Source organism: Shouchella phoenicis, assembly GCF_047238345.1.
Taxonomy (GTDB): domain Bacteria; phylum Bacillota; class Bacilli; order Bacillales; family Bacillaceae_D; genus Shouchella.
On the sequence record NZ_JBDFMQ010000001.1, the window covers coordinates 2654889 to 2681425 of the forward strand.

Annotated in this window: 27 protein-coding genes; 2 read left to right on the forward strand and 25 right to left on the reverse strand. The window is 40.6% G+C overall.

What is annotated here, in order from left to right:
* Window positions 1-10: 10 nt before the first annotated feature.
* The 23 genes from ABC361_RS14235 to ABC361_RS14345 form a co-directional block, all read right to left on the reverse strand.
* A complete protein-coding gene (locus tag ABC361_RS14235) occupies window positions 11-778 on the reverse strand; it encodes an SDR family oxidoreductase (RefSeq protein WP_413074566.1) in 768 nt (255 codons plus the stop codon).
* Window positions 779-935: 157 nt separating this feature from the next.
* Entirely contained in the window at window positions 936-2627 is a 1692-nt protein-coding gene (locus tag ABC361_RS14240) for a sigma-54 interaction domain-containing protein (protein WP_413074567.1), read from the reverse strand.
* A gap of 147 nt (window positions 2628-2774) precedes the next feature.
* Window positions 2775-3179, reverse strand: a complete 405-nt coding sequence (locus ABC361_RS14245) for a MaoC/PaaZ C-terminal domain-containing protein (protein WP_413074568.1) — start codon at window positions 3177-3179, stop codon at window positions 2775-2777.
* Window positions 3176-3625 carry a MaoC family dehydratase N-terminal domain-containing protein gene (locus ABC361_RS14250; RefSeq protein ID WP_413074569.1) on the reverse strand — a complete coding sequence of 150 codons (450 nt, stop codon included), beginning with the start codon at window positions 3623-3625 and terminating at the stop codon, window positions 3176-3178. Before ABC361_RS14250 ends, ABC361_RS14245 begins: the two co-directional genes overlap by 4 nt.
* A gap of 15 nt (window positions 3626-3640) precedes the next feature.
* Window positions 3641-4402, reverse strand: a complete 762-nt coding sequence (gene fabG / locus ABC361_RS14255; protein ID WP_413074570.1) for a 3-oxoacyl-ACP reductase FabG — start codon at window positions 4400-4402, stop codon at window positions 3641-3643.
* Window positions 4403-4415: 13 nt separating this feature from the next.
* The gene (locus ABC361_RS14260) at window positions 4416-5591 is read right to left on the reverse strand and encodes an acyl-CoA dehydrogenase family protein (protein WP_413074571.1); all 1176 of its coding nucleotides are present in this window, start codon (window positions 5589-5591) and stop codon (window positions 4416-4418) included.
* 18 nt (window positions 5592-5609) lie between these two features.
* A complete protein-coding gene (locus ABC361_RS14265) occupies window positions 5610-6809 on the reverse strand; it encodes an ABC transporter substrate-binding protein (protein WP_413074572.1) in 1200 nt (399 codons plus the stop codon).
* A gap of 20 nt (window positions 6810-6829) precedes the next feature.
* Window positions 6830-7534, reverse strand: coding sequence for an ABC transporter ATP-binding protein (locus ABC361_RS14270; RefSeq protein ID WP_413074573.1), 705 nt, complete (start codon window positions 7532-7534; stop codon window positions 6830-6832).
* Between the two features lies 1 nt (window position 7535).
* The gene (locus ABC361_RS14275) at window positions 7536-8294 is read right to left on the reverse strand and encodes an ABC transporter ATP-binding protein (RefSeq protein WP_413074574.1); all 759 of its coding nucleotides are present in this window, start codon (window positions 8292-8294) and stop codon (window positions 7536-7538) included.
* Window positions 8291-9283, reverse strand: a complete 993-nt coding sequence (locus tag ABC361_RS14280) for a branched-chain amino acid ABC transporter permease (protein WP_413074575.1) — start codon at window positions 9281-9283, stop codon at window positions 8291-8293. Before ABC361_RS14280 ends, ABC361_RS14275 begins: the two co-directional genes overlap by 4 nt.
* A complete protein-coding gene (locus ABC361_RS14285) occupies window positions 9276-10151 on the reverse strand; it encodes a branched-chain amino acid ABC transporter permease (RefSeq protein WP_413074576.1) in 876 nt (291 codons plus the stop codon). The genes ABC361_RS14280 and ABC361_RS14285 overlap by 8 nt, the downstream gene beginning before the upstream one ends.
* 16 nt (window positions 10152-10167) lie before the next feature.
* A complete protein-coding gene (locus tag ABC361_RS14290) occupies window positions 10168-11727 on the reverse strand; it encodes a long-chain-fatty-acid--CoA ligase (RefSeq protein WP_413074577.1) in 1560 nt (519 codons plus the stop codon).
* Between the two features lie 38 nt (window positions 11728-11765).
* On the reverse strand, window positions 11766-12929 hold the full coding sequence (locus tag ABC361_RS14295) for a thiolase family protein (protein WP_413074578.1): 1164 nt from the start codon (window positions 12927-12929) through the stop codon (window positions 11766-11768).
* A 218-nt stretch (window positions 12930-13147) separates the two neighbouring features.
* Window positions 13148-14146, reverse strand: a complete 999-nt coding sequence (ccpA, locus tag ABC361_RS14300; RefSeq protein WP_413074579.1) for a catabolite control protein A — start codon at window positions 14144-14146, stop codon at window positions 13148-13150.
* A 305-nt stretch (window positions 14147-14451) separates the two neighbouring features.
* Window positions 14452-15543 (reverse strand): bifunctional 3-deoxy-7-phosphoheptulonate synthase/chorismate mutase, encoded by a 1092-nt coding sequence (locus ABC361_RS14305; RefSeq protein WP_413074580.1) that lies wholly within the window; start codon window positions 15541-15543, stop codon window positions 14452-14454.
* Between the two features lie 240 nt (window positions 15544-15783).
* Window positions 15784-16227, reverse strand: a complete 444-nt coding sequence (locus ABC361_RS14310; protein WP_413074581.1) for a YtxH domain-containing protein — start codon at window positions 16225-16227, stop codon at window positions 15784-15786.
* 1 nt (window position 16228) lies between these two features.
* A complete protein-coding gene (locus ABC361_RS14315) occupies window positions 16229-16675 on the reverse strand; it encodes a DUF948 domain-containing protein (protein ID WP_413074582.1) in 447 nt (148 codons plus the stop codon).
* A 196-nt stretch (window positions 16676-16871) separates the two neighbouring features.
* On the reverse strand, window positions 16872-18179 hold the full coding sequence (murC, locus tag ABC361_RS14320) for a UDP-N-acetylmuramate--L-alanine ligase (RefSeq protein WP_413074583.1): 1308 nt from the start codon (window positions 18177-18179) through the stop codon (window positions 16872-16874).
* Between the two features lie 173 nt (window positions 18180-18352).
* Window positions 18353-20746: a DNA translocase FtsK gene (locus ABC361_RS14325; protein ID WP_413074584.1), complete on the reverse strand. Its 2394-nt coding sequence runs from the start codon at window positions 20744-20746 to the stop codon at window positions 18353-18355.
* A gap of 60 nt (window positions 20747-20806) precedes the next feature.
* Window positions 20807-21409, reverse strand: coding sequence for a YtpR family tRNA-binding protein (ytpR, locus tag ABC361_RS14330; protein ID WP_413074585.1), 603 nt, complete (start codon window positions 21407-21409; stop codon window positions 20807-20809).
* Between the two features lie 64 nt (window positions 21410-21473).
* Entirely contained in the window at window positions 21474-22274 is an 801-nt protein-coding gene (locus ABC361_RS14335; RefSeq protein ID WP_413074586.1) for a DUF1444 domain-containing protein, read from the reverse strand.
* Window positions 22275-22352: 78 nt separating this feature from the next.
* A complete protein-coding gene (locus ABC361_RS14340; protein WP_413074587.1) occupies window positions 22353-22679 on the reverse strand; it encodes a thioredoxin family protein in 327 nt (108 codons plus the stop codon).
* 15 nt (window positions 22680-22694) lie between these two features.
* Window positions 22695-23705: a PTS sugar transporter subunit IIC gene (locus tag ABC361_RS14345; protein WP_413074588.1), complete on the reverse strand. Its 1011-nt coding sequence runs from the start codon at window positions 23703-23705 to the stop codon at window positions 22695-22697.
* Between the two features lie 144 nt (window positions 23706-23849).
* Here ABC361_RS14345 and ABC361_RS14350 point away from each other — a divergent pair, with 144 nt between their 5' ends.
* Window positions 23850-24296 carry a YtoQ family protein gene (locus ABC361_RS14350; protein WP_413074589.1) on the forward strand — a complete coding sequence of 149 codons (447 nt, stop codon included), beginning with the start codon at window positions 23850-23852 and terminating at the stop codon, window positions 24294-24296.
* Window positions 24297-24393: 97 nt separating this feature from the next.
* Here the strand turns inward: ABC361_RS14350 and ABC361_RS14355 are convergent, their stop codons facing one another.
* Together ABC361_RS14355 and ABC361_RS14360 are read right to left on the reverse strand one after the other, a co-directional pair.
* Window positions 24394-24903, reverse strand: coding sequence for a DUF84 family protein (locus tag ABC361_RS14355; RefSeq protein WP_413074590.1), 510 nt, complete (start codon window positions 24901-24903; stop codon window positions 24394-24396).
* A complete protein-coding gene (locus ABC361_RS14360; protein ID WP_413074591.1) occupies window positions 24900-25973 on the reverse strand; it encodes a M42 family metallopeptidase in 1074 nt (357 codons plus the stop codon). Before ABC361_RS14360 ends, ABC361_RS14355 begins: the two co-directional genes overlap by 4 nt.
* A gap of 238 nt (window positions 25974-26211) precedes the next feature.
* On the opposite strand from ABC361_RS14360, the gene ABC361_RS14365 reads away from it, so the two are divergent.
* Window positions 26212-26514 (forward strand): hypothetical protein, encoded by a 303-nt coding sequence (locus ABC361_RS14365; RefSeq protein ID WP_413074592.1) that lies wholly within the window; start codon window positions 26212-26214, stop codon window positions 26512-26514.
* The last annotated feature ends 23 nt before the right edge of the window (window positions 26515-26537 follow it).

A 26537-nucleotide genomic window follows, 5' to 3' on the forward strand; every position in this document is an offset into this window, starting at 1 on the left:
TCCTTTCATGCTAAAGTGAACTGCCTCCGTCAACAGCAATCACTTGACCTGTAATATAATCACTTGCTGCAGACGCTAGAAATAACATGACCCCTATTAATGTTTCATCATCGCCTAATCGTCTCATCGGATTTTTAGCCGTAATCAACGCTTCATTTTCCTCTAAAACCCCTCTTGTCATTTTAGATGGAAAAAATCCCGGTGCAATCGCGTTTACGTGTATATTGTGAGCTGCCCATTTTCTAGCTAAATCCTTTGTAAAATGGAGGACTGCCGCTTTACTTGTACTATATCCAATGGCATTTAACACTTCTGGAGGTTCTGCACGCATGCCAGCTATTGAACTGACATTAATAATCTTGCCTCCACCGTTACGAATCATTTCTTTCCCTACCTGCTGGCTCATTAAAAACGTGCCCGTTACATTTACATTCATCACTTTATTCCATGCATCCAGTGGCATCTTTTCAACCGCTTCTCCCCATGTAGCCCCACTATTATTAACTAAAATATCGACTTTCCCATGTTGATCAATAACGCTCGTGAGAAGGGACTCGATTTGATCCAATTGCGTCACATCACACCCGTATCCAAATGCTTTGTACCCTTTTTCAGATAGCCACTTCGCCTTCTCTTCACACTGTTCTTTTTTTCTTGAACATAGAATGACGATACTGCCTGCACGAGCAAATGTTTCTGCGATTTGAAGCCCCAAACCTGTACTTCCTCCTGTAATGATGGCTACTTTTTGATTGATATTGAAGAGCCTATCTAACATATACGATTCCTCCTTATCATATTGTTTTTCTATGCAAAAATAATGCCAGATTGACTCCAACCCTTTACACGTGAAAAAGACGCTAAGACATGAGGAGTCTTACCATCTTTTTTAATTCAAAGTTGAATAAAATGATTCAATTTTAACTTATATTCGGTTATAGACTGGCCTTTGTGTGCTGAAATTGCTTCACTGATAAATTATATTTTTTTAATTTCCGAACAACAGTCGGCTGACTTGTTTTTAGCGCTTCTGCAATTTCATAAGTTGAACCATATTGTTCAGCCGCTTGACGCATAATCTTTTCCTCAGCTTGTTCGATGACTGATTTAAGAGAAACGGTTTTTGTGTTTTTCGCTTCATTTCCCAGCATATATTCAGAAGGCAGATGATCTAAACCCATAACTGGCTCCTCTGTTGTTAACAACATTCGTTCTACTAGATTTGACAATTCTCTCACGTTTCCTTTCCAGCGATGCTGAATAAAAAACTGTTTAAGTGATTGATCCATCGTTTTATGTAAGCCATATTTTTCGTTTAATTGATTTAAAAATAAATTGACTAACGAAACGATATCATCTTTACGCTCTCTTAATGGGGGGATATGAATTGGAATGACATTTAACCGGTAGAATAGATCTTCACGAAAGGTTCCTTGATCAACCATCTCTTGTAACTTTCGATTTGTTGCAGCTACTACTCGTACACGAACTTTTTTCGGCTGCGTTCCACCAATTCTTTGAATTTCGCCTTCCTGTAACACACGAAGCAATTTTACTTGTAAATGGATGGGCAACTCACCCACTTCATCTAAGAAAAGCATGCCTCTATGCGCCAATTCGAACATCCCGACCTTCCCTCGGCTACTAGCACCTGTGAACGCACCTTTTTCATAGCCAAATAGTTCCGATTCAAGTAGTTCTGGAGGAATCGCTCCACAATTAACTTTAATGAATTTTCCTTCTTTTGCCCGATAGCTCTGATTAAAAATATGCTTAGCGAGCACATCTTTTCCAACACCCGTTTCACCTAAGATCAACACCGTGGCATCAACATCCGCAATTCGTTCGGCCATCTGATAGATTGTTTTCATTTTCTGACTCATTACGACCACACCATCAGACTGGCTTTTATGTTTCAATTTGTCCAGCGCCACTTTGTAAGACTGGTTTAATTCAGTTGCTTTCCGCAACGCCTTTTGTAAATCATTTAGTTCCGAAAGATCGCGGATATTGGTCACAACTTTCTCTAACTGGCCATCTTGATCAAACACAGGCGTACCGGTAAACAATGTTTCTTTGCCTTCAAAATTCTTCTGAACAACCGAAACTACGCGCTTTTGTGCCCGCACTTTATGGGTGACCGAGTTCTCTAAAATGCCTCTTTCTACTAATGTATCTACACTCTTTCCAAGATAATAGCTCGGCGGAATGCCTGTAATCCGTTCAATGGCTTTATTGGCTTTTAATGTCGTTCCATTGGCATCCGTAATATAAATGCCGTCATACGAGTTTTCAATAATCGTATTTAGTTCACGGTTCACATGTTCTGCTTCTTGTAGTTGTTGAAAAAGCGGACGTACAGATGTGGCGCGTATGCCAACATATAGTTGATTCGTCTCACCGGTACTTTCTTCTTTTAAAAAGAGGAAATGTTCATCGTTTGAATCGAGATAGACTAGTTCTAATTCGTCTTCATCTTCACTATTTAAAGCGTGTCGCTTCCAATCCTTGTCACCAATTACATGATGAAACTTTTCTTCAAATAGACGATTGTATGTGAGCAACTCTCCTTGCTCATTCGTTAAAAAACTTGGAAATGGTAGCTTATGAATATCAATCTCCTTCATTTCTTTCACCTCACCACTTTCTTTAAGTAAAAAGAACGTGCTCTAGAGTGAACCCATCTCCTTGTATATTCTTTTTTCTTTCCATTAGTCCTGTTTTCTCACAAAATAAAAAATTCCAGATATGTGTGTACATACCTGGAATCTCTTTTAAGAATAGAGCTTAAAAATGGTATCTCCTTTTAATACCACTGTTCCATCTTGCTTAATTGCTTCTGTTGTAAACGTAATAGAATTAATGTCTTTCCTCTTTACTTTTGCCCGTAACGTGACGCGATCATCGATAAACACCATTCCTTTAAAACGAATGCGATACGTTTGCACAAACCCTTCTTCATAGTAAGGAGTGAATAACGAGGTGAACTGCCCCATTGTCCACATGCCGTGTGCAATCACACCAGGCAAACCTGCATTTTTTGCGTCTTCGTCAATCGTATGGATGGGATTAAAATCACCTGAAGCGCCTGCATATTTGATTAAATCTAAACGGGTTACTGGCCGGAGTTGTTTCTCTAATACTTGATCTTGGATATTCGCTGCACGCAAAGAAATCATCCGGTCCAAGCCCTCCTTACAGCATCGTTCATAATAATCACTTGCGTTGATGAAAAAATAACCTCCCTATCTTGTGTTTCGCCACAAGTCATCATGGTAAGCAATCCCATCGTACCACTCTTACCTGTTTTTTCTTGATAGTCTTTCACTTCACTATATACGTACACCTCTTCACCGATAAAAAGCGGACGTTTGTATTCATACACTTGTTCGCCATGAATCAAGCCTTCTGCCGGTAAATCTAACCCTTCGATTTTTCCGTATGCAAACGTTCGTGGAAATGTAGGCGGTGCAAGATTCTCTCGATATCGCGACCGTTTTCCATGGGCTTCATCGATAAAAAGTGGATGCGGATCTCCAATTGCATTAGCAAAAGCTTTTACCGCTCCACGTTCCACTGTATTTTTTATTCGCTCTGATCGTTTTCCGATTACTTGTTGAAACACAAGCTTGAACCTCCTTTATGCTTTTGGTCCACCCGCTACATATAAAACCTGACCATTTACAAAGCCTGAACGTTGATCTGCAAAAAACGCAACTGCCTGTGCAATGTCTTCTGGCTGTCCACTTCGAGCAACAGGAATGTTTGATACACTTGCTTCAATTAGTTGATCAAACGAAATACCGAGACGGTCTGCTGTTGATTTGGTCATATCCGTTTCTATAAAACCTGGTGCAATTGCATTTGCCGTTATCCCATATTTACCAAGTTCAATTGCCAACGTCTTCGTAAATCCTTGTAGACCAGCTTTTGCTGTGGCATAGTTTGCTTGACCCCGATTACCGAGAGCAGATGTTGACGATAAGTTAATAATACGGCCAAATTGTTGTTTCACCATGTAGGTTTGCGCTGCTTGTGTAACGATGAAAGCGCCTTTTAAATGCACATCCATTACGCTGTCCCAATCTTGATCGGACATTTTATACATCATGTTGTCACGTATAAGCCCGGCATTGTTCACAACAATATCAAGGGTCCCACATTCCTTGATTATCGCTTCAATCCCTTCCTCCACTTGCTCTCGGTCGGTGACATCAACGTGCATCATTTGAACATGAAGCGACCGTTTTTCAAAATAGAGAGCCGCTTCTTCTAGCGCACGTTCATTTACATCAAAAATCGCTACGTTCGCGCCATCGTTGGCAAGGCGTTCTGCCACCGCTCTACCAATTCCACGACTTCCACCTGTTACGAGTGCGGTTTGTTTGTGAAATTGTTGCATCCTCTCATCCCCTTTATATATGTGCTCCAAGTTTCACATGGCCTTTTAATAGATTTCGACTAATGATGAGCCGTTGAATCTCGTCTGTCCCATCATAGATTCTCCACAATCTTGCCTCGCGGTACCAGCGCTCAATTGGTAATTCTCGTGTATACCCCATGCCTCCATGAATTTGTAACACCCGATCAATAATGTCGTTTCCTTTTGTCGCGCCATACAGTTTAGCGATTGAAGCTAAATGACGATTATCTTCTCCAAGATCAAGTGTATAAGCTGCATTTAAAACGAGCCAGCGCGCTGCTTCCAGTTCAACGGCAGAATCTGCAATTTGCCATTGAATCGCTTGGCGTGTTGCAATCGGTTTTCCAAAGGTTGTGCGATCGTTGGCGTAGTCAATTGCCATGTTTAGCAACCGTTCGGATGCTCCTACTGCTCTTGCTCCAACAATCCAACGTGCAAAACCAATCCACTCTAGCCCTAAATCGTAGCCACGGTGCAAGTCGCCTAGAATATTTTCTTCAGGTACGCGAACGTTTTCAAAGAATAATGAAGCTGGTCCCCATTCCCCCATCGTATGAATATATTGGGATGTCCAGCCCATGGATCGATCCACAATAAAGCATGTTACCCCATGACGACCTTTGGCTTCATGGGCTTCTTTATCAGTTACGGCAATCACCATAACAAAATCAGCATCATTCCCACCTGTAATGAACGTTTTTTCACCGTTTAAAACCCACTCATCCCCGTCTTTAACAGCAGTCATTTTAATATTTTGTGTATCCGATCCTGCACCTGGCTCAGTCATCGCAAAACACGATTTCTTGTCGCCATTAATGGTTGGCAGCAGGTATTGTTTTTTTTGCGTTTCATTCGCTCGGTAAAGAATGTTGTCTGCACTACCACCAAATTTAAACGGCACGAATGTTTTAGATGTCTCCATCGTTAAGAGCGCCAGCATCATCTGACCTAAATTAGCGCCTCCATATTCTTCTGGTGTATTAATGCCCCAAAAGCCCATCTGCTTTGCTTTTTTCTGTAATTCATTCGTTTTCTCTTCGGAAAGGCTTGGTTTTCCATTTAATTCATTTCGGAGAACTTCGTTTTCGAGCGGCATTAACTCTTTCTCCACGAATCGGCGTATCGTTTGTTGAACCATTCGTTGCTCTTCATTTAATCGTAAGTCCATCTAGTATTCCCCCATCTATTAGTCTTGTACGGTCAATACAATTTCTCCATCTTCAATAACTGCCATTGTAAACGCCGTAACCATTCCCCCACCTTCATCAATTTCCGGAACATCATACAGCTGATATTCTGGTGGAACTTCTTTTAAGCCTTCATTTAAATGAGCGCGAATTTCATAGGCATCGGTTGCTGTTCCAGCGGCTTTTATGGCTTCCGTTAAAATATACATCGAAAAATAATGATAGCCTGCTTCTGAGCCTGGTACTTTATCGTATCGTTCTTCATATTTATCAATAAAAGCTGCATTGCCTTCATGACGATTGTAGCTAAGAGGAGCGACGCCAACCGATCCTTCTAATTCGGTTAAATCTCCATTAAAAACGTTCGCAATTTCATCTAGCTTTGCCTGCTCCATAATAAGAAAGCCACCCTCAAACCCCAGCTCTCTTGCTTGTTTCATCACTTGACCTGTTGGTTCTGATGATCCACCAACAAACAATACATCTGGATCATCACGCAAAGCATTTGTCACGATTGTAAAAAAATCAGTATCTTTACTGAAATCAACGGTTCCATCGTAAACAATCTCTCCACCCATCGCTTCCCAATGCGGACGAAGCTCATCTGCCCAATCCAAACCATATTGCGTATTCGTCGGCAGCATCGCTATTTTGGGACCAAAACGATCCATTTGGTATGAAGCAAACGGGTCCACGTAATGATCATAGGTCGGTGGCAAACGATACGTTAACCCGTTGTCTTGCTGCGTAATATCTGGTTCACTCGAAAAAGCTGCTAATAAAAATTCTTCTTGCTCGTTAAAAACTTGAGTTGCAAAGATGCCTCCACTATGAGGAACATAAATAATCGGTGTATCGTATTCTTGAACGAGTCTACGCGTATTCGCACCTGTTTCATTCGGTAAATATTTGTCATCTAGCGTGACAATATTCAAGGAGTGTGTTTCCCCGTCGACTTCAATTCCCCCTGCTTCATTAATTTCATCGACAGCCATCGTTAACCCACTTAACGCATTTTGACCGTAATAGGCAGCAGAACCCGATAATGGTCCACTGAAACCGATATGAATCACTTCGGTTCCTTCAATTGTTGTTGTGGTTACATCTCCTTCCATTTCCCCCTCCGCTCCCTCGTTTGCTTGGCACCCGCTTAGGAAGAGACTTACTAGGCCTAACGCTAACCATATTCTCGTTTTCATTGACTGATCTCCTTTCATTACTAGGCTCCAATATACGCTTTTCGAACATCATCATTAGCGAGAAGTTCCGCCTTAGTCCCTTCTAATACGACGCGTCCATTTTCAATCACATAGCCACGATCGGCAATTTTTAAAGCCGCATTCGCATTTTGTTCCGCTAGAAGTACCGTTGTTCCAGCTTCATTCACCGTTTTAATCACGTCCAATACTTGCTCCACAATTAATGGAGCCAAGCCAATGGATGGTTCATCAAACAAAATAAGCTGGGGTTTAGCCATCATGGCACGCCCAATTGCTAACATTTGCTGCTGGCCACCGCTAAGAGAACCTGCAGGATCTGCTTTTTTTTCTTCCAAGATTGGAAATAGTTGATAGACATAGGCAAGGGATTCCTTCATTTGCTTTTTTTCTTTAATCACGTAAGCACCCATTTTTAAATTTTCCAGTACCGTCATTTCTGAAAATAACTTTCTCCCTTCAGGACAATGAACAATCCCTTGCTTGACGAGCTGACTTGGGGAGAAGCCAGAGATCTTTTTTTCTTGCCACGAAATGCTTCCTTCTTCTAGCGGGGTCAATCCACTGATTGCCCGAAAGAGCGTACTTTTCCCTGCGCCATTGGCACCTAACAGTACAACTAACTCTCCTTTCTCCACCATCATTTCAATATCTTTAAGAGCTTCATATTGTCCATATTTAACCGCAATCGTTGAAAGCTTAAGCATGTTAAGATCCGCCTCCTAAATACGCTTCAATCACTGCAGGATTTTGGCGAATGTCTTCTGGCTTACCTTCAGCAATTTTTTTTCCGTAATTAATGACGATGACATGATCAGCTAACTCCATAACCATTTTCATTTTGTGCTCAATCAAACAAACCGTCAGGCCTGTGTTTATCATTTTTCGTATTAATTGTGCTAATCCATCTGTCTCTTCAGGGTTCACTCCGGCAGCTGGTTCATCTAAAAACACAATCTCTGGTCCCGTTGCAAGGGCTAATGCAATCGCAATTCGCTTCTTTGCTTCCTGAGAAATATCAGCAATCAGTTGATCTTTTCGATCTAATAACCCAACAAACGCTAAAACTTCTTCCGCCTTCTTTCTTGATAAGGCCTCTTCTTTTCTTAATCGAGGAGTTCGAAAGATCGTATCTAGTACATTTGATTTTGTCCGTAGTCGATTTCCGATGATGAGATTATCAAAAACTGTGGCGTTTTCAAAAAGCTTTGTTGACTGAAATGTGCGTGCAATTCCGAGCTTTGCGACTTGGTGAGGTTTACGTTTGGTGATGTCTTCATTTTTATACAGTACTTGCCCCTGACTTACTGGATAATAGCCACTCATTAAATTAAATAAAGTTGATTTGCCTGCTCCATTTGGACCGATAATGGCGGTTAATTTATTTTTCTCTACTCCGATATCCATTTGATTAACAGCCGTTAGCCCACCAAATCGTTTTGTTAAGCCTTTCGTTTCTAAGATCAAATGGACTCCCCCTTTTGCTCGCTATACGCTTTTTGCTTGATTTTACGCATTTTACGTCGTTGTAAAAATTGTTGAACCCCGCCAACAATTCCTTTTGGATAAAAAATAACTAAAAGAACGAGTAGTGGTCCGAATACAATCATCCGGTACTCTTCCATAAACTGCAGGCCTTGTGTTAATACAACGATTAACATCGTTCCTACTAACGGACCAAACAACGTCCCAATTCCACCGACGATTAAATAGGTGAGCATATCAAATGTCATCATGGTGTACGAGAGGTCTGGACCAATAAATCGCACAGTCGATGCATATAAAGCCCCTGCGACACCTGCTAATAGTGTCGATAAGACAAAGGAAATTAATTTTTGCTTCATCGTATTAATTCCAATTGTTTGCGCAAGATCTTCAGAGTTGCGGATTGCCATGTACGTTCTGCCTACCAATGAAGTAGCGATGCCTTTTACAAATAGAATTGTAAGCAGAAGGAACAGTAACACTAAATAATAGGTGCCTGTTCCACTATCAAACGAAAATGGACCAATTGCTGTTGGAGCAGGTATACCAATTAGGCCTCTCACCCCTCCAGTTAATTCATCCCACTGATAAATCACTAAATAGATAATATAGCCAACACATAAGGTGTAAATCGCGAAGAAATGTTCTTTTGTACGTAAAGCCACTAAACCAACAAGTAAACCAATGGTTGTTGTAATGGCAATTGCACTTAGAAACGCGACCCAAAACGGCATGCCAACATCCACTGTTAAAATACCTAATGAATAGGCCCCTATCGCAAAGAAACCAGCATGAGCAAGCGATAATTGACCTGTATAGCCTCCAATAATATTCATCCCGTACACCGCGATTGACCAAATAAACGCAATCGTTAACACATAAATGAAATATTGATTCGAGGTCAGTAATGGAAACAAGAGAGCAATGCCAACGAATACGCCAGGTAGAATGAGTGATTTCGCATTACGCATTTGCATGTGCCCCCTTTTTAGCAAATAACCCTTGCGGACGCATCGTTAAAATAAACACTAACAATACGAAAGCAATCAAATCGCTATACGTACTCGAAATAAAGGTTGCGCCTAAGCTCTCTGTAATTCCGAGAATATAGCCACCAACGATTGCACCAGGAATACTCCCCATTCCACCGATAATAATAATGACGAATGCTTTTAAAATGACAAGGTGACCCATGCCTGGATACACAAGATTTATAGGCGATGCAATGGAGGCAGCGACAGCGGCTAATGCACCTGAGATAAAAAATGTTAACAGGGCGACTTTATTCGCATTCACTCCGACTAGAAATGCACCTTCGCGATTTTGCGACATTGCGACAATAGCAGATCCCGTTTTCGTCTTTTTCAAAAAGAGCTGAAGTAGGATCATGACAATGACCGCAGCAAAGATGATTAGAATCCGTTGTTGCGTGACGGTAATGCCTAGAATGGAGATGACCTCGGTAAAGGGTGTTGTAACAGATCGATATTCTGCTCCCCATATGAGTTGAACAAGTGCTTCTAAAAATAAAAGAACACCAATAGCTGCTATCTTGTCATGAATGGGTGGCGAATGACGCAAGGGATGAAAAACAAGCCTTTGCATCATCATCGCCAATACGCCTACAACCAAAATGGCGATAAACATCGCGACAAAATATGGGACACCAAGCGAAGTCATTGAAAGCAATGTAATATAGCCACCGACCATGTAAAGAGCACCATGGGCAAAGTTCGGGATGTGTAGGATTCCATAGACGAGGGTTAACCCTAAAGCCACTAAACTATAAACACTTCCGACCGTTAAACCATTAACAATTTGTTGGAGTAATACGTCCATTTATGGGCTCCTTCTCTTATGGATTGACTTCTTCAACCAGCCTTCGTTTTAAAATTTTTCCTACAGCAGTCTTCGGGAAAGCCTCTTCAAACTGAATAAATTTTGGAACTTTATAGGGTGATAAGTACAAGCAACAATGATTGAGCACTTCTGACTCTGAAAGTAAACTGCCTTCTTTTTTCACAATAAACGCTTTGACAGTCTCTCCTCTGTATGCGTCTGGTATCCCAACTACCGCTGCCTCTACGACATCCTGTAATTGATAAAGAACTTTTTCTACCTCAATTGGGTACACATTGTAACCGCTTGCAATAATGAGCTCTTTTTTTCTTCCTACAATATAAAAGTAGCCATCTTCATCTCGTTTCGCTAAGTCACCTGTGTACAGCCAGTCGTTCCGCAATGTTTGACCAGTCTCCACTTCCATACCGAGATACCCTTTCATCACTTGTGGGCCCTTTATAATGAGCTCACCTACTTCATCATTTGCTAGCTCTCTTTCCCCTGTTTCAATATCAACAATTTTCGCTTCAGTATTGGACACTGTAATGCCAATACTGCCAGGCTTTTGCACACCTTTATAGGGATTGCGGTGTGTGACTGGAGACGACTCTGACAGGCCGTATCCCTCTAACACATCTGCCCCAGTTAACTCTTTCCATTTATAAATCATTTCTACCGGTAGAGGAGCCGATCCACTTGTGCAACGCTGTATAGAGGAGAAATCACTTCCATATTTGTTCGCATACTGGATAAGCGCCATATACATAGTCGGCACACCTGGAAAACTAGTCGGTCGTTCAGTTTCAATCACTTTTGCCATTTCAGCTACATCAAACTTAGATAACAATAAAATCGTACTACCACGAAGAAAACTTGTTGTCATAGCACTCGTCATGCCATAAACGTGAAACAGAGGAATCGCGGTTAAAACAATTTCTTCCTCCACATCCATATTCATTGTGACCGAGGACTGATAGGCGTTCGCAACAAGATTAAAATGGGTCAGCAATGCGCCTTTTGATCGACCAGTCGTTCCTCCTGTATATTGAATCACTGCTACATCTTCTTTTGGACGAACAACCGCACTTTTTTGTTGAATTGGTGTGCTTTTAAGTAAGCGATCGAAGCTTGCAGGCCTCTCAAAAGATGTCGTGTACACCCGCTTAACTTGACTATCCCCTTTTATTTCAGCAAAGACAGGTTGCAAGGATTCATGCAAGATCATGGCACATACCTTTGCATCCTGTAAAATATAGAGCAGTTCGTTCGGTCGATACATTGGATTAATTTGAACGACACTTGCACCAAGGTACATAATAGCAAAGTAACTAATGGGGTATGCTGGCATATTCGGTAACATTAACGCCACCCGATCCCCTTGCTTTACACCGTCTTCAGCTAATCCATTTGCGACGCATAAAACTTGTTGATAAAGTTCATCATAGCGATAAGTCCGTCCATAAAATGTGAGGGCTATGTTCTGGGAATACGCTTGAACAGCTGTTTCAAACAGAGTGGAAAGAGAAATGTCTGGAATCGCAACATCCTCATATCGGAAGTCGTTTTTATCCACACCATCACATCCTTTCTTCATTTTGAAAACGTCTTTGTCTACACAGACTCTAATAAAATTGCAATGCCTTGCCCTCCCCCAACGCAAGCGCTTACAATTCCGTTTTTAGCTCCCCTTCTTTGCATCTCATAGCAAAGTTTTGTGATAAGCATGGTTCCAGTTGCCGCAATCGGATGACCATGCGCAATTGCCCCTCCATTGACATTTAATTTATCCATATCAATGTTTAACTCGTTTTTACATGCAAGTACTTGAGCTGCAAAAGCTTCATTTATTTCGACTAAGTCAATGTCTGCTATTGACAAATTCGTCTTTTTAAGTAATTTTTGAATGGCTGGAACAGGACCCATTCCCATCATACTTGGATGAACACCTGCTACGACCCAATTGACGATTTTTGCTAATGGCTTTAAGCTTCTTTGCTTAGCTTGCGTTGCTGACATCACAACTAATGCAGCAGCTCCATCGTTCACACCAGAAGCATTTCCTGCTGTTACCGTTCCATTTTGCTTAAACACTGGGTTTAATTGACTTAAACGTTCAATGTTTGAGTCTGGTCGTGGATGCTCATCTTCTTTGAATACAGTCATCCCTGTTTTAGAAGGAACTTGTAATGAAATGATTTGTTCTTCAAACAAACCGGTTTCCATTGCATGAGCCATCCGCATCTGACTTTGAAGCGCATATTGATCTTGCTCTTGCCTAGAAAGCTTGTAAAATTCTGCTATATTTTCTGCCGTCAGCCCCATTGGAGGATCGCCAATTGAATCAGGTGATAATCTTCGTTTAATAAACAAAGGTGGAACACGATCAAACGGTTTTTGTTGGGGGGCCATTAAATAAGGAGAACGTGTCATACTCTCGGTGCCACCAGCAACGTAAATCTGCTGTTCATTTAACAGGACACGATCACAAGCAAGGGCGACACTATTAATGCCTGATCCACACTGACGATCCACTGTTAAGCCGGCAACCTCAACAGGTAAACCAGCTTGCAGTAAGCTTACTCTCGCCATATTTCCCCCACCTGCTAAACAATTTCCAAACACTACATCTTCCACTTCATTTCCATCCACTTCAGCACGCTTTAACGCCTCCTTCAAAACAATGGCGCCAAACTCATGGGGCTCCATTTTTGCAAGACTTCCTCCAAAACGTGCGATAGGTGTGCGTACGGCTGACACGATAACAGCTTCAACCATTTCATCTCTCCTTCTGGTCACATCTTACAAGAACACATGCAAAACCTATGCCAAGAAGAAAAAGCCCGTACGTACAGAAAACATCAAGAATCATTTTTTAACAACTGCTTGAAATGATGCGAAAATGACTTAGTTGATTCGTTTTTAAATCATTTCTTTCTAAACAAAAAAATCCCCACTGTACATAAGCACAGTGAGGGAATGTTTCAAAAAGCCATTTATTTCGTTGAATCTCTGCTTTCAATTCGGTGAGGCAACGTAACAGTGGACTCAGATACTTCTTCTTTATTCATTAATTTCGTTAAGAGGCGCATTGACACAGCACCGATGTCATAAAGCGGCTGAACAACTGTTGAAAGAGTTGGTCGAACCATTGTCGCAAGTCTCGTATTGTCAAAGCCAACGACCTCGTAATCACCAGGTACGTTTAAGCCTTTATCTTGAATCCCATGAATGACGCCAAGAGCCATTTCGTCATTAGATGCAAAAATAGCCGTCGGCTTTTTGCTTACTTCTACAAATGAATCCATTGCTTCAATCCCAGAATCATACGAATAGTCCCCAATGACAATTAAATCTTCATCAAATTCGATATTATTCTTTTCGAGCGCATTTCGATACCCTGCAAATTTTTGATAGCCATTTATCGGATCTTCTAAAGACCCACTCAGCATGCCAATACGCTCATGCCCCTTATCAATTAAATACTGAATAACATCTTCAGCTGCTTTTGTATAATCAATATTGACAGAAGGGAACGATTTCTCGCTATCTAATGTGGCAGCTAACACAATAGGGACAGGAGAACGTTTAAATTGCTCCGCATGCTCGTCTGTAATCTCGCCACCCATAAAGACAATTCCATCAACTTGCTTCTCTAAAAGCGTATTAATCAAGTGAATCTCTTTATCTTTATTTTGGTCAGAGTTACATAAGATGATGTTATATTTGTACATTGTTGCAATATCTTCAATCCCTCGAGCAAGCTCTGAGAAAAAGATACTTGATATATCTGGAATAATCACACCGACCGTTGTTGTTCGTTTGCTAGCTAGCCCTCTTGCCACAGCATTTGGACGATAGCCTAAACGTTCAATGGCTTCTAATACTTTTTTTCGTGTTGTTGGTTTTACGTTCGGATTCCCGTTCACAACTCTTGATACAGTTGCCATTGAAACCCCTGCTTCTCTTGCTACATCATAAATTGTTGTATTCATATGTTATTCCTGCTAGCGTTCAGCAGTTATCCTCCTTTTCGCTCTCATAAAAATGTGTATTATTAAGTTCATTAACTCTGTTTTTCAAGCTTATTTCTTATAAGGATACGATAAACAAAGATTTAGTGCAATAAATAAGCACGTGTTCACAAAAATTTTCATAAATGAAAAACAGTTTTCTTTTTTATGGAAAACAGATTTATCAATACCATTATTAATGTGCCCGCTTTCACGTAAATTTAAACACGAAAAACGTAGAACAAAAAACACTCCCATTCACATGAATGGAAGTGTCTATTGAATGTTTAGGCTTGATTTACTGCTTGTTTAATTAAACCAGACGATTCAAGATCATTCATAAATGAATGGAATTCGTCAAAATTCATTTGCTGTGCAGAATCAGATAGCGCCACTGCAGGGTCTGGATGAACTTCTGCCATCACTGCATCTGCACCAATAGCCAGTGCTGCTTTTGCAGTTGGAAGGAGTAAGTCTTTTCTTCCTGTAGAGTGGGTAACATCAACCATAACAGGTAAATGTGTTTCTTGTTTTAAAATTGGTACTGCCGAAATATCGAGTGTATTTCGAGTCGCTTTTTCGTACGTTCGAATACCTCTTTCACAAAGCATGATTTGGTCGTTCCCTTTTGAGACAACATATTCAGCAGCATGAATAAATTCTTCAATGGTAGCCGATAAACCACGTTTCAGTAAAACTGGTTTTTTCACAGATCCAGCAGTTTTTAATAATTCGAAGTTCTGCATATTACGTGCACCAATCTGAATGACATCTACGTAATCAAGTGCTACTTCAATATCTTTAGGAGTCACAATCTCACTAACTACAGCCATATCAAGTTCATCTGCTACACGCTTTAAGATTTTTAATCCGTCTAGACCAAGACCTTGGAAATCATAAGGAGACGTTCTTGGTTTAAATGCCCCACCTCGAAGGAGACGCTGACCACGCTTCTTCATTTCTTTTGCAACAGCTAATACTTGTTCGTAGCTTTCAACTGCACAAGGACCAAACACGAAACGCTGTTTCCCATCACCAATCGTCTCCCCTTTTACAGCGACGGTCGTATTATCCGGATGCCTCTTTCTAGATACAAGAAGCGCTTTGCTATTGTCTTCTTCTTGAAGTTCTAGACTAGCTTTAAAAATTTGTTTAAATAAGTGCTGAAGGGTTGTCGTTTCAAATGGCCCACTATTATGTTCAGCAATGTGGTCGAGCATTTTTCGCTCTCGGACAGGGTCAAAACGCGCAATCCCTTGCTGTCTTTTCACTTCTCCAATTTCTTTTACTAACTGAGCTCGCTTGTTAATTTGTTCTAACAAGTCCAAGTTTACTCTGTCTAATTGATCTCTTAAGTCATCTAACTGTTCGTGACTCATTTCTCTCCACCTCTCCCATACATCTTTAATTTATTCTGTCTATTATAACGAAGAGATCAAAAAAAGTCACGGTTTTTTTCTTTATTACTTAAACGCTTTTGTGCACTAAAGTAAACATACTGTGTTTAATAATTGATTAAGACCGCTCATCTTCGCTTCTCAAACATCGAGTTCCTTATCCTCATCATAAAAAATAAGAGCCTTTCCATTAATTTAATGAAAAGACTCTATTCGATCACATTATTTCTTAGCTGATGATTTTGCTTTTTTCTCAGCGTCTTTTACTTCGCTTTTTACAGTTTCAGAAATATTTTTCCCTGCTTCTTCAGCATCTTCTTTTAAATCTTTTGCTAAGCTTTTCGCTTCTTCCATTTGATTCTCAGCTTCGTCTTTTGCAGAAGAACTTAGATCCTTCACTTTATCAACCACTTGTTGAGATTGATCAGAAACCGTCTTTGCTATGTTTGTAGACTTTTCTTTTGCAAGGTCTGCCCACTCGTTTCCTTTTTCATAAACGTCGTTTGTTAGTTGAGCCGTTTTTTCTTTTGCATTATAAGCTTGCTCACTAATATCGCTACGTAATTCTTTACCTGATTTTGGTGCTAGAAAAAGAGCTGTAGTCGCTCCAACGATTCCACCTACTAGTGTACCAATTAAAAAATCTTTCGTATTCATATCTCCCATGTTAAAACTCCTCCTTGGATTGATTTTGATCTAATTGTTGTTTTCGTTGCTTAAACTTTGTATAGAAATCTAAAACAGCTTGGCCCCATTGAACGGCTTGCGAAACTGTTTCAGCATTTCGACTGGTTTCGGCATTAACTTTCGTCGTTACTTGTCTCACCGATTGATTAATGGTTTTTAATGATTCTCCCAAGTCTTTCGATGAATCAAATAACACCTGTAGTGAATCTGATTTTCGCTGAACATCGTCAGCTAAAGCATTTGTTTTTTGAAGCAAAGCTTCGGATTCAGCTGTAATGCCTTTCATCTGACCTTCCAACGATTTAATCGTTGCAGATGTTTGTTCTAATGTCTTTGTTGTTGATTTTAGTGTTTTTATTACGTAAATAACAAAAAGTGCAATCGCTACAGCTATAATAAAGACACTTATGTATAACAAAGCTTCCACTAAGCATACCCCCTCCTCAATTCTTTACCCAATTCTACAATCTTAAAACAAAAGATTCAAATAGAGGGCTGCAAAAAACAAATTCGACATTTCCCATCGATCTCCTGCTAGCAATTGTTTATCTTACAAAAAGAAAGAAGATAACTAGAACTGTTCTAGTTATCTTCTTATACCCTTTTTTAGTAAGAACTATGCATTAGCTGCTTTTTTTCTGACTTATTTCATAAGCTTTTTGATATTTTTGGATATCCCCAGCCCCCATAAACAATAATACTTCATGCTCATGGACCTGCAGTTGTTCAATTTTTGATTCATGCATTAAGTGGCTGCCGTCAATTAATTGTTGTAGTTGCTCAATGGTTAGCGAGCCTTGATCTTCTCTTGCAGAACCGAAAATGTCACAGAGATAAACAGTATCAGCTTGACTTAGGGCATCAGCGAACTCTTGTAAGAATGCTTTTGTACGAGTAAATGTGTGTGGCTGAAAGATTGCCGTTACTTTACGGTCTTTGTATTTCTTTTTCGTTGCTTCAATGGTCGCCGCAATTTCAGTGGGATGATGTGCATAGTCATCAATTAAAATTTGCGAACCAAATACTTTTTCACTGAAGCGCCTCTTCACACCTGCAAATGTTTTTAAATGTTTCGCAACGTCTTCATACTGTAAGCCTTCATAATGACACAACGTAATGATGGCGAGTGCATTTTTCACGTTATGATCGCCATAACCTGGTATTAAAAACGTTCCGTATCGATCCCCACGGATGTACGCATCAAAAGATGTTCCTTCTGACGTGCTTTTAATGTCTCGCGCTTGGAAATCATTATCTTCACTTAAGCCATAATAAAGAATTGGTACATTGGCTTTAAGCTCCTGCAAATGCTGATCGTCCCCACACGCAATAATCGCTTTTTTGACTTGACGAGCCATTTCTTCAAATGCAGAAATGACATCGTCTACGCTTTTAAAATAATCTGGGTGGTCAAAATCAATGTTCGTCATAATGCAATAGTCAGGTGAATAGTTTAAGAAATGACGACGGTATTCACACGCTTCAAATACAAAGTAGTTGGAATCAGTCGTACCTTTCCCTGTGCCGTCTCCAATTAAATAAGAAGTTGGCTTTATTGACCCGATGACGTGAGCAAGTAAACCTGTTGTTGATGTTTTTCCATGGGATCCTGTAATTGCTACGCTTGTAAATTGCGAAATAAACGACCCTAAAAATTCTGGGTACACATCTACTTTTAAGCCAAGTTCTCGTGCACGAACAATCTCTTCATGGTTTTCTCCATACGCAGCGGACATAATGACATGCTGCTGTTCTTTAATATTATCCGCAGAAAAAGGAAGAAGCGGGATACCTTTTTTCTCAAGAGGTTTTTGAGTAAAAATGGCTTCAGTAATATCTGAGCCTTGAACGTCTTCTTTCATATCATCTAATATTTGCGCTAACGCACTCATACCAGAGCCTTTAATTCCGGTAAAATGGTAGGTTGTCACTGATAAAGCCTCCAATCTAAGCCCTAGGTTCGTTTCTAGGTGCCGATCCAATCGCTAAATTTCCGTTAATAATGTTTAGTATATGCGATAACCTATAAATGGTCCGGTCATTCACTATACAATCCATCACTTTCCATTACATATCATATATAAGTTTTGCCATTTTCTCAAGTTCAAGCTAGATCTGACTTTGAATGGAACGTTTGATTTAGCTGATCTTCCGTTACTAACACCGTTCTTGGCTTACTTCCCATCGCACCAGAAATAACGCCTCTTGCTTCCATCATGTCCACGAGTCGAGCGGCTCGATTGTATCCAACTCGAAAGCGGCGTTGAATACTTGAAGCAGAACCACTTCCTTGTTCCACGACAAAATAACACGCATCTTCTAACAACTCATCTTCTTGCTCTGTTTGTTCAAACGCTTTCTCTATTGCTTCACTTTCAAACGCATAGTTCGGCGATCCTTGTTTTTTTGCGTAGTCGATTACCGCTTCAATTTCGTCATCAGATACAAATGTACCTTGAACGCGAACCGGCTTCGCTGCACCATTTTCATGGAACAGCATGTCGCCTCTTCCTAATAACCGTTCTGCACCGCCCATATCAAGAATGGTTCGTGAATCGGTTTGTGACGAAACAGAAAAAGCAATTCTTGTTGGGATGTTCGCTTTTATTAACCCTGTAATAACATCTACAGATGGTCTTTGGGTTGCTAATAGTAAATGAATGCCGCATGCACGCGCTTTTTGAGCGATACGACAAATGGCATCTTCTACGTCTTGAGGGGATACCATCATCAAATCAGCTAGTTCATCAATAACTACAAGAATATAAGGAAGCTTTTCATGTCTTTCGTTGTACTTCTCGATATCACGTACACGGGTCTTACTAAAGAGCTCATAGCGCCTCTCCATCTCTTGGACAACCCATTTTAACGATGCAGTCGCTTGCTTTGGATCTGTAATAACAGGCGCTAATAAATGTGGCACATCGTGATAAGGCGCTAATTCCACCATTTTAGGATCAACGAGCAACAGTTTTAATTCTTCAGGTGAAGCTTTGTACAATAAGCTAATTAAAATGGAGTTGATACATACACTTTTACCTGAACCCGTTGCACCTGCCACTAAACCGTGAGGCATTTTTTTTAAATCAGTCACAACTGGATTTCCAGATATATCAAGACCTAAAGCTGCCGTAAGCGGAGAGGATGGCGTACGAAACACATCTCTTCGCAAAATTTCCCTAAGCATAACTGGCGTAGACGTTCGATTTGGTACTTCAATTCCGATTGCATTTTTCCCTGGAATTGGCGCTTCAATTCGAATATCTTTTGCAGCTAAAGACAGCTTAATGTCGTCTGTTAAATTTGTAATCTTGTTCACCTTTACACCTTTTGCTGGTTGAATTTCAAACCGCGTGACAGCTGGACCTTTTGTCCGATTCACCACTTTGGCATCAACGTGAAAGCTAAGCAATGTTTCCTCGAGCAATGTAGCTTGTTCATCTAGCCAAGCGCTATCATCGTCTGTTGTTCTCTCAGGATAATGAAGCAGTTTAAGAGGCGGCGCATCATAGTGATCCACTCGCTCAGCCTGTCGCGAATGCTGCTGTTTCTTTCGTCGATCTGTTGGCAGCATTAAAACATTAAAAGGAATCTCCTTTTTTTCCGATGGCTTGGGAGTACTTTTTATAGAGGCCTCTTTATGCGATTGAACTACTTCATTTTCTTCTAAGCGCGTGTTGCCTTCGTCCATCGGCTCCACCACATCTGGCGTGAACGCTTCTTCAGCAATGACCGCTGTTTCAGGCTCCTCTTGAATGGATGCTTCAGTGGATGGTTTACCTTCATCTTTTGAGACGACAACGTCTGCCTCAATGTTCGGCTCCATTTCCAGTTCAGGTTGCTTCTCATTATCTTCCAATGTCTCTTCAGAAATTGGAACAATGATCGGCTCCTCAGCTTGATTTTCAGATTCTTTGTCAGCTACACGTTCCTCTTTTAAAGAAGCAAGCGCTGATCGAGCTTCTTCAACTGTAGGTTGTTTTTCAGCGGTTTGTAAAAGCTGAACGGACTCACTTGTTTGTTCATGATCGTTTGACATTGAATCATCTTTTTCGTTCATACGCTCAATAAAGTTTTTCTGTGCGTGTCTCGTGTTGCGTAATAGCCAATTATAGTCGCTATTATCACTCACCATGTTTTTTTGAATCCCGTGTACAGGCGAGGGAATGGTTGTCGGCTTAAACGTTCCTTGAAAATACGTTGACTCACGAGATGGCGTTCCAGTTCTTAACGTTGAAGGTTTCTTTTGATGGTTCGTCTCAATTGCTTTAGCTACTTGGTTCTTTTCCTTTTGTACTTCGTCATTCCCTTGATTTTGATACGAATAGCCATAGTAAAACGTCATTCTAGCATCTTCTAACTCTTCAACTGGCTTTTGATCGGTCTGCTTTGGACGTTTTACATCTTCCTCTGAATGAGTGGATGTATGTATTGGTTCTTCTCGATTCTCATCCTCTTGTCCTTTGAAGTAATTGAACCATTTGTTCAAAAAATTCATGATTTCACCACCTGAAGTAAAAAAGCTGGCATTCTTAAAAAGAGCCAGCCTTATTAACAATTATAAATATGCAGATCCAATTTGTTTGTCATCTGACAATACAAGAATGCCTTTTTCAGCAGGAGCATCTTTTAACCCTAGTTCTTTTGCAGAACATATCATTCCATGGGACGCTTCTCCACGTAGTTTCGCTTCTTTAATAACTAACCCACTAGGCATAATGGCACCAACCTTTGCCACAACGACTTTTTGTCCTGCAGCAATATTCGGTGCTCCACACACAATCTGTGATTTCTCAACACCAAGATCCACTTGGCAAACGGATAGTTTATCAGCATTCGGATGCTGTTCACAACTCTCTACATACCCCACAACAAATAGTGGCTTTTGCTCAAAATTAAAATTAATGGTTTGTCCATTCTCTGATGCAGCTTTTTGTACGAGCGCTTCAATATCTTCCGTTAATTCAATAGCGCCTTCCCCGTCTACTTCGCCATAATTCGATGCATGTAGCACGTTAATACCAGCTAGTGCACCTGTTGTTCGATTTTTTATTTGGACAAAGTCTCCATACTGTTCAACAAGACGGTCATCAATGGAAGCCTGTTCCTTAACAAGCAATAAGACATCGCCAATTCCTTTTTTGTTATAAAATGCGTTCATCGTCTGCTCCTCTTGCCACACGTAAGCGTAGCGTTTCTAGTATACTTCATTAATCAAACTTGGACTATCGGTCTTTAGGCTTTTTTTGCGCTAAGATAAAAACAGGTTCAAGTTCTCCTCTTTCAACAGCAAAAGGAAGTGCGGTAACCGGAATTCGTCCATTTCGGAAAAATTGCAAGGCCATTTGTCCTAAAACGTCATAACCGGTGTGATTTTGGATATCTGCGAAGATTAGTGAATCTTGATGAGGAATTGCGATCGCTAGCTCCCCTTTAACCTTTTGTTCCATTTTTTCAAGGAATGATTGATCAAGGACGCGACTTGCATCATAGCCATCGTTTGCACTTACAAAATAAAACGTATTTCCAGCTACCTCATCTTGCTTCACCGGACACTCTAATGAACGAATGTTAAACATCGCCATCTCTTTTAATTCTTTTAACCCTAGAGAGCTGTCCGCTAAACGAGCTTCATCGATTAACGTGTACGTTTCACCTAGATCGAGCGCATAATAAATTCTTGTTTCTGCCGTGTGTTCGTCAAAGATGAGCTTTTTTCCGTCTGACGTTTCTTCTGGAAAAGATGCAGCCCGAATAACAGGGAAAATATGCTTTTCTTTTCCATCGAGCGCGACGCTTTCTTTCATTGACATAAGCCCAACTCGTACATGGCGAATCGCTTCTTCAATCGAATCGTACTCTTTTCGTTCCCATCGCGCTAATAATGGTTTAAGCGCTAACGTTACACCTTTGTTAATGGATGGATCTTCTACACGTAACGTACTCTCTTTATGGTCATAACGGATGGTCCAGCCATCGTGTTGTAATTTGTCTTCGATTTGTTTTCTAAAGGTTTGAAGATTCAACGTTAACCCTCCTTATTCGTACTTTAGTTTAACACGAATCGACTAAAAACTAAAAAGCTAGGAGGTTGATTTCACCTCCTAGCCTACTTTTGCTTCTGCTTCAGTTAAAAATGTTTGAATTTCTTCTTCTGTCTTACGGTCTTTAGAAACAAATCGTGCTAATTCTTCACCGTTTGAAAAAGCAAGGAAGCTTGGTATTCCAAACACATCATGAGCGATACAAACATCGATAAGTTTGTCTCGGTCCACATAATAAAACGTAAAGGTTGGGTAATCTACTTCCAGTCGAGGTAGAAACGGCTCAATCACTCGGCAATCTGGACACCAATCAGCTGAGAATAGAAAGACCGCTGTCTCCGATTCTTTAATTTTGTTAAATTCTTCAACACTTGCTACATGTTCCATCGTATACACCCCATCTTAGCCTTCTAAAAGATTCATGTCGTTCTGTTTGATCCAGCCTTTTTTTCTCATCCACTCAGACACGATGAGCGCGACGACCGCTGGTATTCCTACATAGCATACTACAACTTGAGTGAAAATCAACCAAGTAAAGCCCATTTCTGTAAAAGTCATAATCGGTCCGACTAGCCCACTCGTTCCCATTCCAGCGCCAGCTGCATTATTTATTAAACCGAAGACCATTGTTCCAACTGGGGCAGCAACTAAACTTGCCACTGTTGGCGGAATGAGAATGCGAGGATTTCGAATAATATGTGGCACTAGCAGCATGGATGTACCAATGCCAATTGAAAGTAACCCGCTTACTCGATTGTCTCGATAACTAGCAACCGCAAAACCGACCATTTGCCCTGCACAACCAATTGCAGCAGCCGCAGCGACAGGCCCTTGTACATCAAGCATAATTGCTATGGCGGCACTAGAAATAGGCGCAGTTAATGCCCAACCCATTAGAACCGCTACAACGCTACTCATAATAAGTGGTTGTTGAGTCGTCGCCCACGTAATTGCGTCACCAATCGACACCATTAAAAACTGGATTGGTGCACCTAAAAGAAGCGCAACGCTATAGCCGGAAACAATTGTCGCAATCGGTGTAACGAGAATATCAATTTTTGTTTCTCCTGCAACGATTTTTCCTATCTCCGCTCCTACTATAACTGCTAAAAAACTCCCGGCAGGTCCTCCATAAAAAGCACCTGCAGCACCGCAGACAATTGTTGCTAGTACGACGAAATTAGGCGCACCAAGCGCGAGAGCAACAGCAGCGCCAATCGCTGCCCCGTATAGGTCCATCGTAAATTGACCAAGTTCAATTATCTGCTCAATTTGAATTTGTTCTCCGATTGTTCGAATAATAATACCAATAATTAATGTCGCAAATAAACCAAACGTCATTTGTCCCATCGCTTTAATAAAATAGGTACGTAATGACGGTTGAACACCTTTTTTCTCTAAAAAAGCTTTCATGTCTCACACTCCAAAAATTAATCTTGTCTTCTTTAAGAATACGACATGTCTTTTCATGTGACAAGACAATTTAAGTAGGTTTACTTTTCTGCATATAGGATAACCATTATCATAGAAACTAAAGAAATGAAAAGGAGTTTTACAATGGAACTAAATGTGTACTTAGCTGGCGAAATTCATTCAGATTGGCGCGACACAATAAAAGATTTAGCAAAGAAAAACGATTTACCTGTAAACTTTTACGGGCCAATGGAAAATCATGATAAAAGTGACAAAATTGGTGAAATGATTTTAGGAGAACAACCAACAAACATTTACACAGATGAAGCTGCATCAAGTATAAACAATTTACGAACGCAAATTCTTATGAAAAAATCAGATGTTGTCATCGCTTTATTTGGTGAGGAGTACAAGCAATGGAATACTGCTATGGATGCATCAAGGGCCATTGAGGCCGGCATCCCCGTCATTCTAATTCGGCCAGAAAAACTTCATCACGCCCTTAAAGAATTATCAAATAAAGCTCAAGTGGTGGTCGAGACACCTGAACAAGCGGTACAAACGTTAGGCTATATTTTTGCAGAACAGTAAAAAGTTCGGATGAAGATCGAACAAAAACGACCGATCCTAAATAGGATCAGTCGTTTTTTGTCTGTGACAAGCTCTAAAGAAAAGCTGCGGTTCATGTTTAATGGAGTGTGGAACGCTGTTCAAACTCATACATGCCGTAACAACTCGCTACAAGCTGTGAAAACATTTGTTTACGCGTTACACGACCATTTGTTAACAATCCAATTGCTCCATCTTTTTTCCCAATTTCATTTCCAATAATGTGAGAGAGCTCCACCCCTGACTCTAACGAATCATTATATACTTTAGGTAACGGCAAACTTAAACCTGAAGCTGGGTAAATGCGACCATCGCGGGTCACTAAAACACCCCAATTGCAGATATAATATATGCCTTTGACGAGCATCACGCCACCTTCAAGGCCAATTCCTAAATCGGCGTCCTCCGCTTGTCTTGCACGTTCAGCTCGATTTAATGCCCCTTTTCGTGTTTCTTCACTTGATAAGGGTTGATCCCTTACTCCTGAAGCAGATGCAATTGCAGAGATGACAATGGCTTCTTTAATAAGCACATCTTTAACAGCATGAACTTTTGCAGGATTTTTTGTCCCTACCGCTAGCGTCATCATACGTATGACGTTAAACTTTCATACGTTGACTTATCAGTGGAACGAACAAGTTTTACTAACAGTTCTTTTGCCGCAGCATAGTCATCAACATGTAGAATCGATGAAGACGTATGAATATACCGCGCACATACGCCAATAACAGCAGAAGGAACACCATCCCCAGACGTATGAATGCGCCCTGCATCCGTACCACCTGGTGAGATGAAGAATTGATACGGAATATTATTTGCTTCAGCCGTATCAAGTACAAAATCCCGCATCCCTTTATGTGTAATCATTGTGCGGTCATGAATTCGAACTAACGCGCCTTTACCTAAATGACCAAATGCATCTTTTCCACCAGTTGCATCATTAGCTGGACTTGCATCAAGCACATAGCTTAAATCAGGTTGAATCATATGTGCCGCTGTTGCCGCTCCTCTTAAGCCGACTTCTTCTTGTACGGTTGCACCAGAGAAGAGCACGTTTGGTACAGTTTCTCCTTTTAGCTCTTTTAACAATTCAATGGCTAGACCAACACCGTAACGATTGTCCCAAGCTTTTGCCATAATTTTTTTTTGGTTCGCCATAGGAGTAAACGGACATTCAGGAACGATTGGTTGTCCAGGCTTGATGCCTAATGATAGACAATCGTCTCGATCATCAGCTCCAATATCAATGTACATTTCTTCAATTGGCATTGGCTTTGAGCGCTGTGAATCTTGCAGCAAATGAGGAGGGGTTGAGCCAATCACCCCAATAATTGGTCCTTTATCCGACATAATTTGTACGCGTTGCGCAAGAAGAACTTGCGACCACCAGCCACCTAATGTTTGAAATTTAATTAGTCCTTTTTCATTGATTGATGTCACCATGAACCCTACTTCATCCATGTGCCCAGCTACCATTACTCTTGGACCCTCTTCATTTCCACGTAAAACACCAAACGTGCTGCCTAATTTATCTTGAATAATTTCGTCGGTATGTTTCGATAATTCTTTTTTAACGAAAGCTCGAACATCATGCTCAAAGCCTGGCGGTCCTACAAGTTCGGTTAAAGACTGAAATAATTGTTTTGTTTGATCGTTCATATGTACCTCCCACAAGCTATTCTCTTTTTTATTTTACAGAACTTCTTTCAGATAAGCTAGCGATTCATTTGTCCTATTCAGTCGTCGTGTAAAGGAGATTTACTTTTCACACAAAACTATGGTATCGTAAATGGTGATTCTAACAGAGATGGTTTTTATTTTTTGATTTAAGGGGATATCATGAATTGTACCCATCAGCTGGCACTCCACTTACTTTTATAATAAGGAGAGGTTTAAATTGAAACGTTTATCGATTGGAATTGGCGTAGGCGTTCTTATAGGTGTTCTAGCATCTAGAGCTTGTCAATCGGATGAAATGAAGCCTGAGACCGTTCTAAAGAAAGTCAAAGCAGTAGTAAAACAAGAATACATTATTCACGGCTCATGGATTCACATGCAGCCTGAAACGATTACTCATTTAGGTCTTACGTATCAAGCTTATCGAGGAGGCTTAACAAGTTCAACAGTCGACGGTCCTGTTCAATATGAATTTGTTGCCGATATAAACAGCGGTGTTCTTCTAAAGCTTGAACAAATTTAAATCCTTTTAACCTCAAAAAAAGA

Excerpts from the sequence above, each read along its gene's own strand:
- ABC361_RS14310 (WP_413074581.1), bottom strand. The coding sequence starts at position 16,227 with ATGGGAGATATGAATACGAAAGATTTTTTAATTGGTACACTAGTAGGT.
- ABC361_RS14285 (WP_413074576.1), bottom strand. The coding sequence starts at position 10,151 with ATGGACGTATTACTCCAACAAATTGTTAATGGTTTAACGGTCGGAAGT.
- ABC361_RS14260 (WP_413074571.1), bottom strand. The coding sequence starts at position 5,591 with ATGGACTTACGATTAAATGAAGAGCAACGAATGGTTCAACAAACGATA.
- ABC361_RS14235 (WP_413074566.1), bottom strand. The coding sequence starts at position 778 with ATGTTAGATAGGCTCTTCAATATCAATCAAAAAGTAGCCATCATTACA.
- ABC361_RS14325 (WP_413074584.1), bottom strand. The coding sequence starts at position 20,746 with ATGAATTTTTTGAACAAATGGTTCAATTACTTCAAAGGACAAGAGGAT.
- ABC361_RS14355 (WP_413074590.1), bottom strand. The coding sequence starts at position 24,903 with ATGATGACGCTAGCGGTAGGGACAAAAAATCCTGCAAAAGTTCATGCT.
- ABC361_RS14240 (WP_413074567.1), bottom strand. The coding sequence starts at position 2,627 with ATGAAGGAGATTGATATTCATAAGCTACCATTTCCAAGTTTTTTAACG.
- ABC361_RS14345 (WP_413074588.1), bottom strand. The coding sequence starts at position 23,705 with ATGAAAGCTTTTTTAGAGAAAAAAGGTGTTCAACCGTCATTACGTACC.
- ABC361_RS14270 (WP_413074573.1), bottom strand. The coding sequence starts at position 7,534 with ATGCTTAAGCTTTCAACGATTGCGGTTAAATATGGACAATATGAAGCT.
- ABC361_RS14360 (WP_413074591.1), bottom strand. The coding sequence starts at position 25,973 with ATGAACGATCAAACAAAACAATTATTTCAGTCTTTAACCGAACTTGTA.
- ABC361_RS14340 (WP_413074587.1), bottom strand. The coding sequence starts at position 22,679 with ATGGAACATGTAGCAAGTGTTGAAGAATTTAACAAAATTAAAGAATCG.
- ABC361_RS14265 (WP_413074572.1), bottom strand. The coding sequence starts at position 6,809 with ATGAAAACGAGAATATGGTTAGCGTTAGGCCTAGTAAGTCTCTTCCTA.
- ABC361_RS14280 (WP_413074575.1), bottom strand. The coding sequence starts at position 9,283 with ATGCGTAATGCGAAATCACTCATTCTACCTGGCGTATTCGTTGGCATT.
- fabG (WP_413074570.1), bottom strand. The coding sequence starts at position 4,402 with ATGCAACAATTTCACAAACAAACCGCACTCGTAACAGGTGGAAGTCGT.
- ccpA (WP_413074579.1), bottom strand. The coding sequence starts at position 14,146 with ATGAATACAACAATTTATGATGTAGCAAGAGAAGCAGGGGTTTCAATG.
- ABC361_RS14245 (WP_413074568.1), bottom strand. The coding sequence starts at position 3,179 with ATGATTTCTTTGCGTGCAGCGAATATCCAAGATCAAGTATTAGAGAAA.
- ABC361_RS14305 (WP_413074580.1), bottom strand. The coding sequence starts at position 15,543 with ATGAGTCACGAACAGTTAGATGACTTAAGAGATCAATTAGACAGAGTA.
- ABC361_RS14295 (WP_413074578.1), bottom strand. The coding sequence starts at position 12,929 with ATGGTTGAAGCTGTTATCGTGTCAGCCGTACGCACACCTATCGCACGT.
- ytpR (WP_413074585.1), bottom strand. The coding sequence starts at position 21,409 with ATGAACGCATTTTATAACAAAAAAGGAATTGGCGATGTCTTATTGCTT.
- ABC361_RS14350 (WP_413074589.1), top strand. The coding sequence starts at position 23,850 with ATGGAACTAAATGTGTACTTAGCTGGCGAAATTCATTCAGATTGGCGC.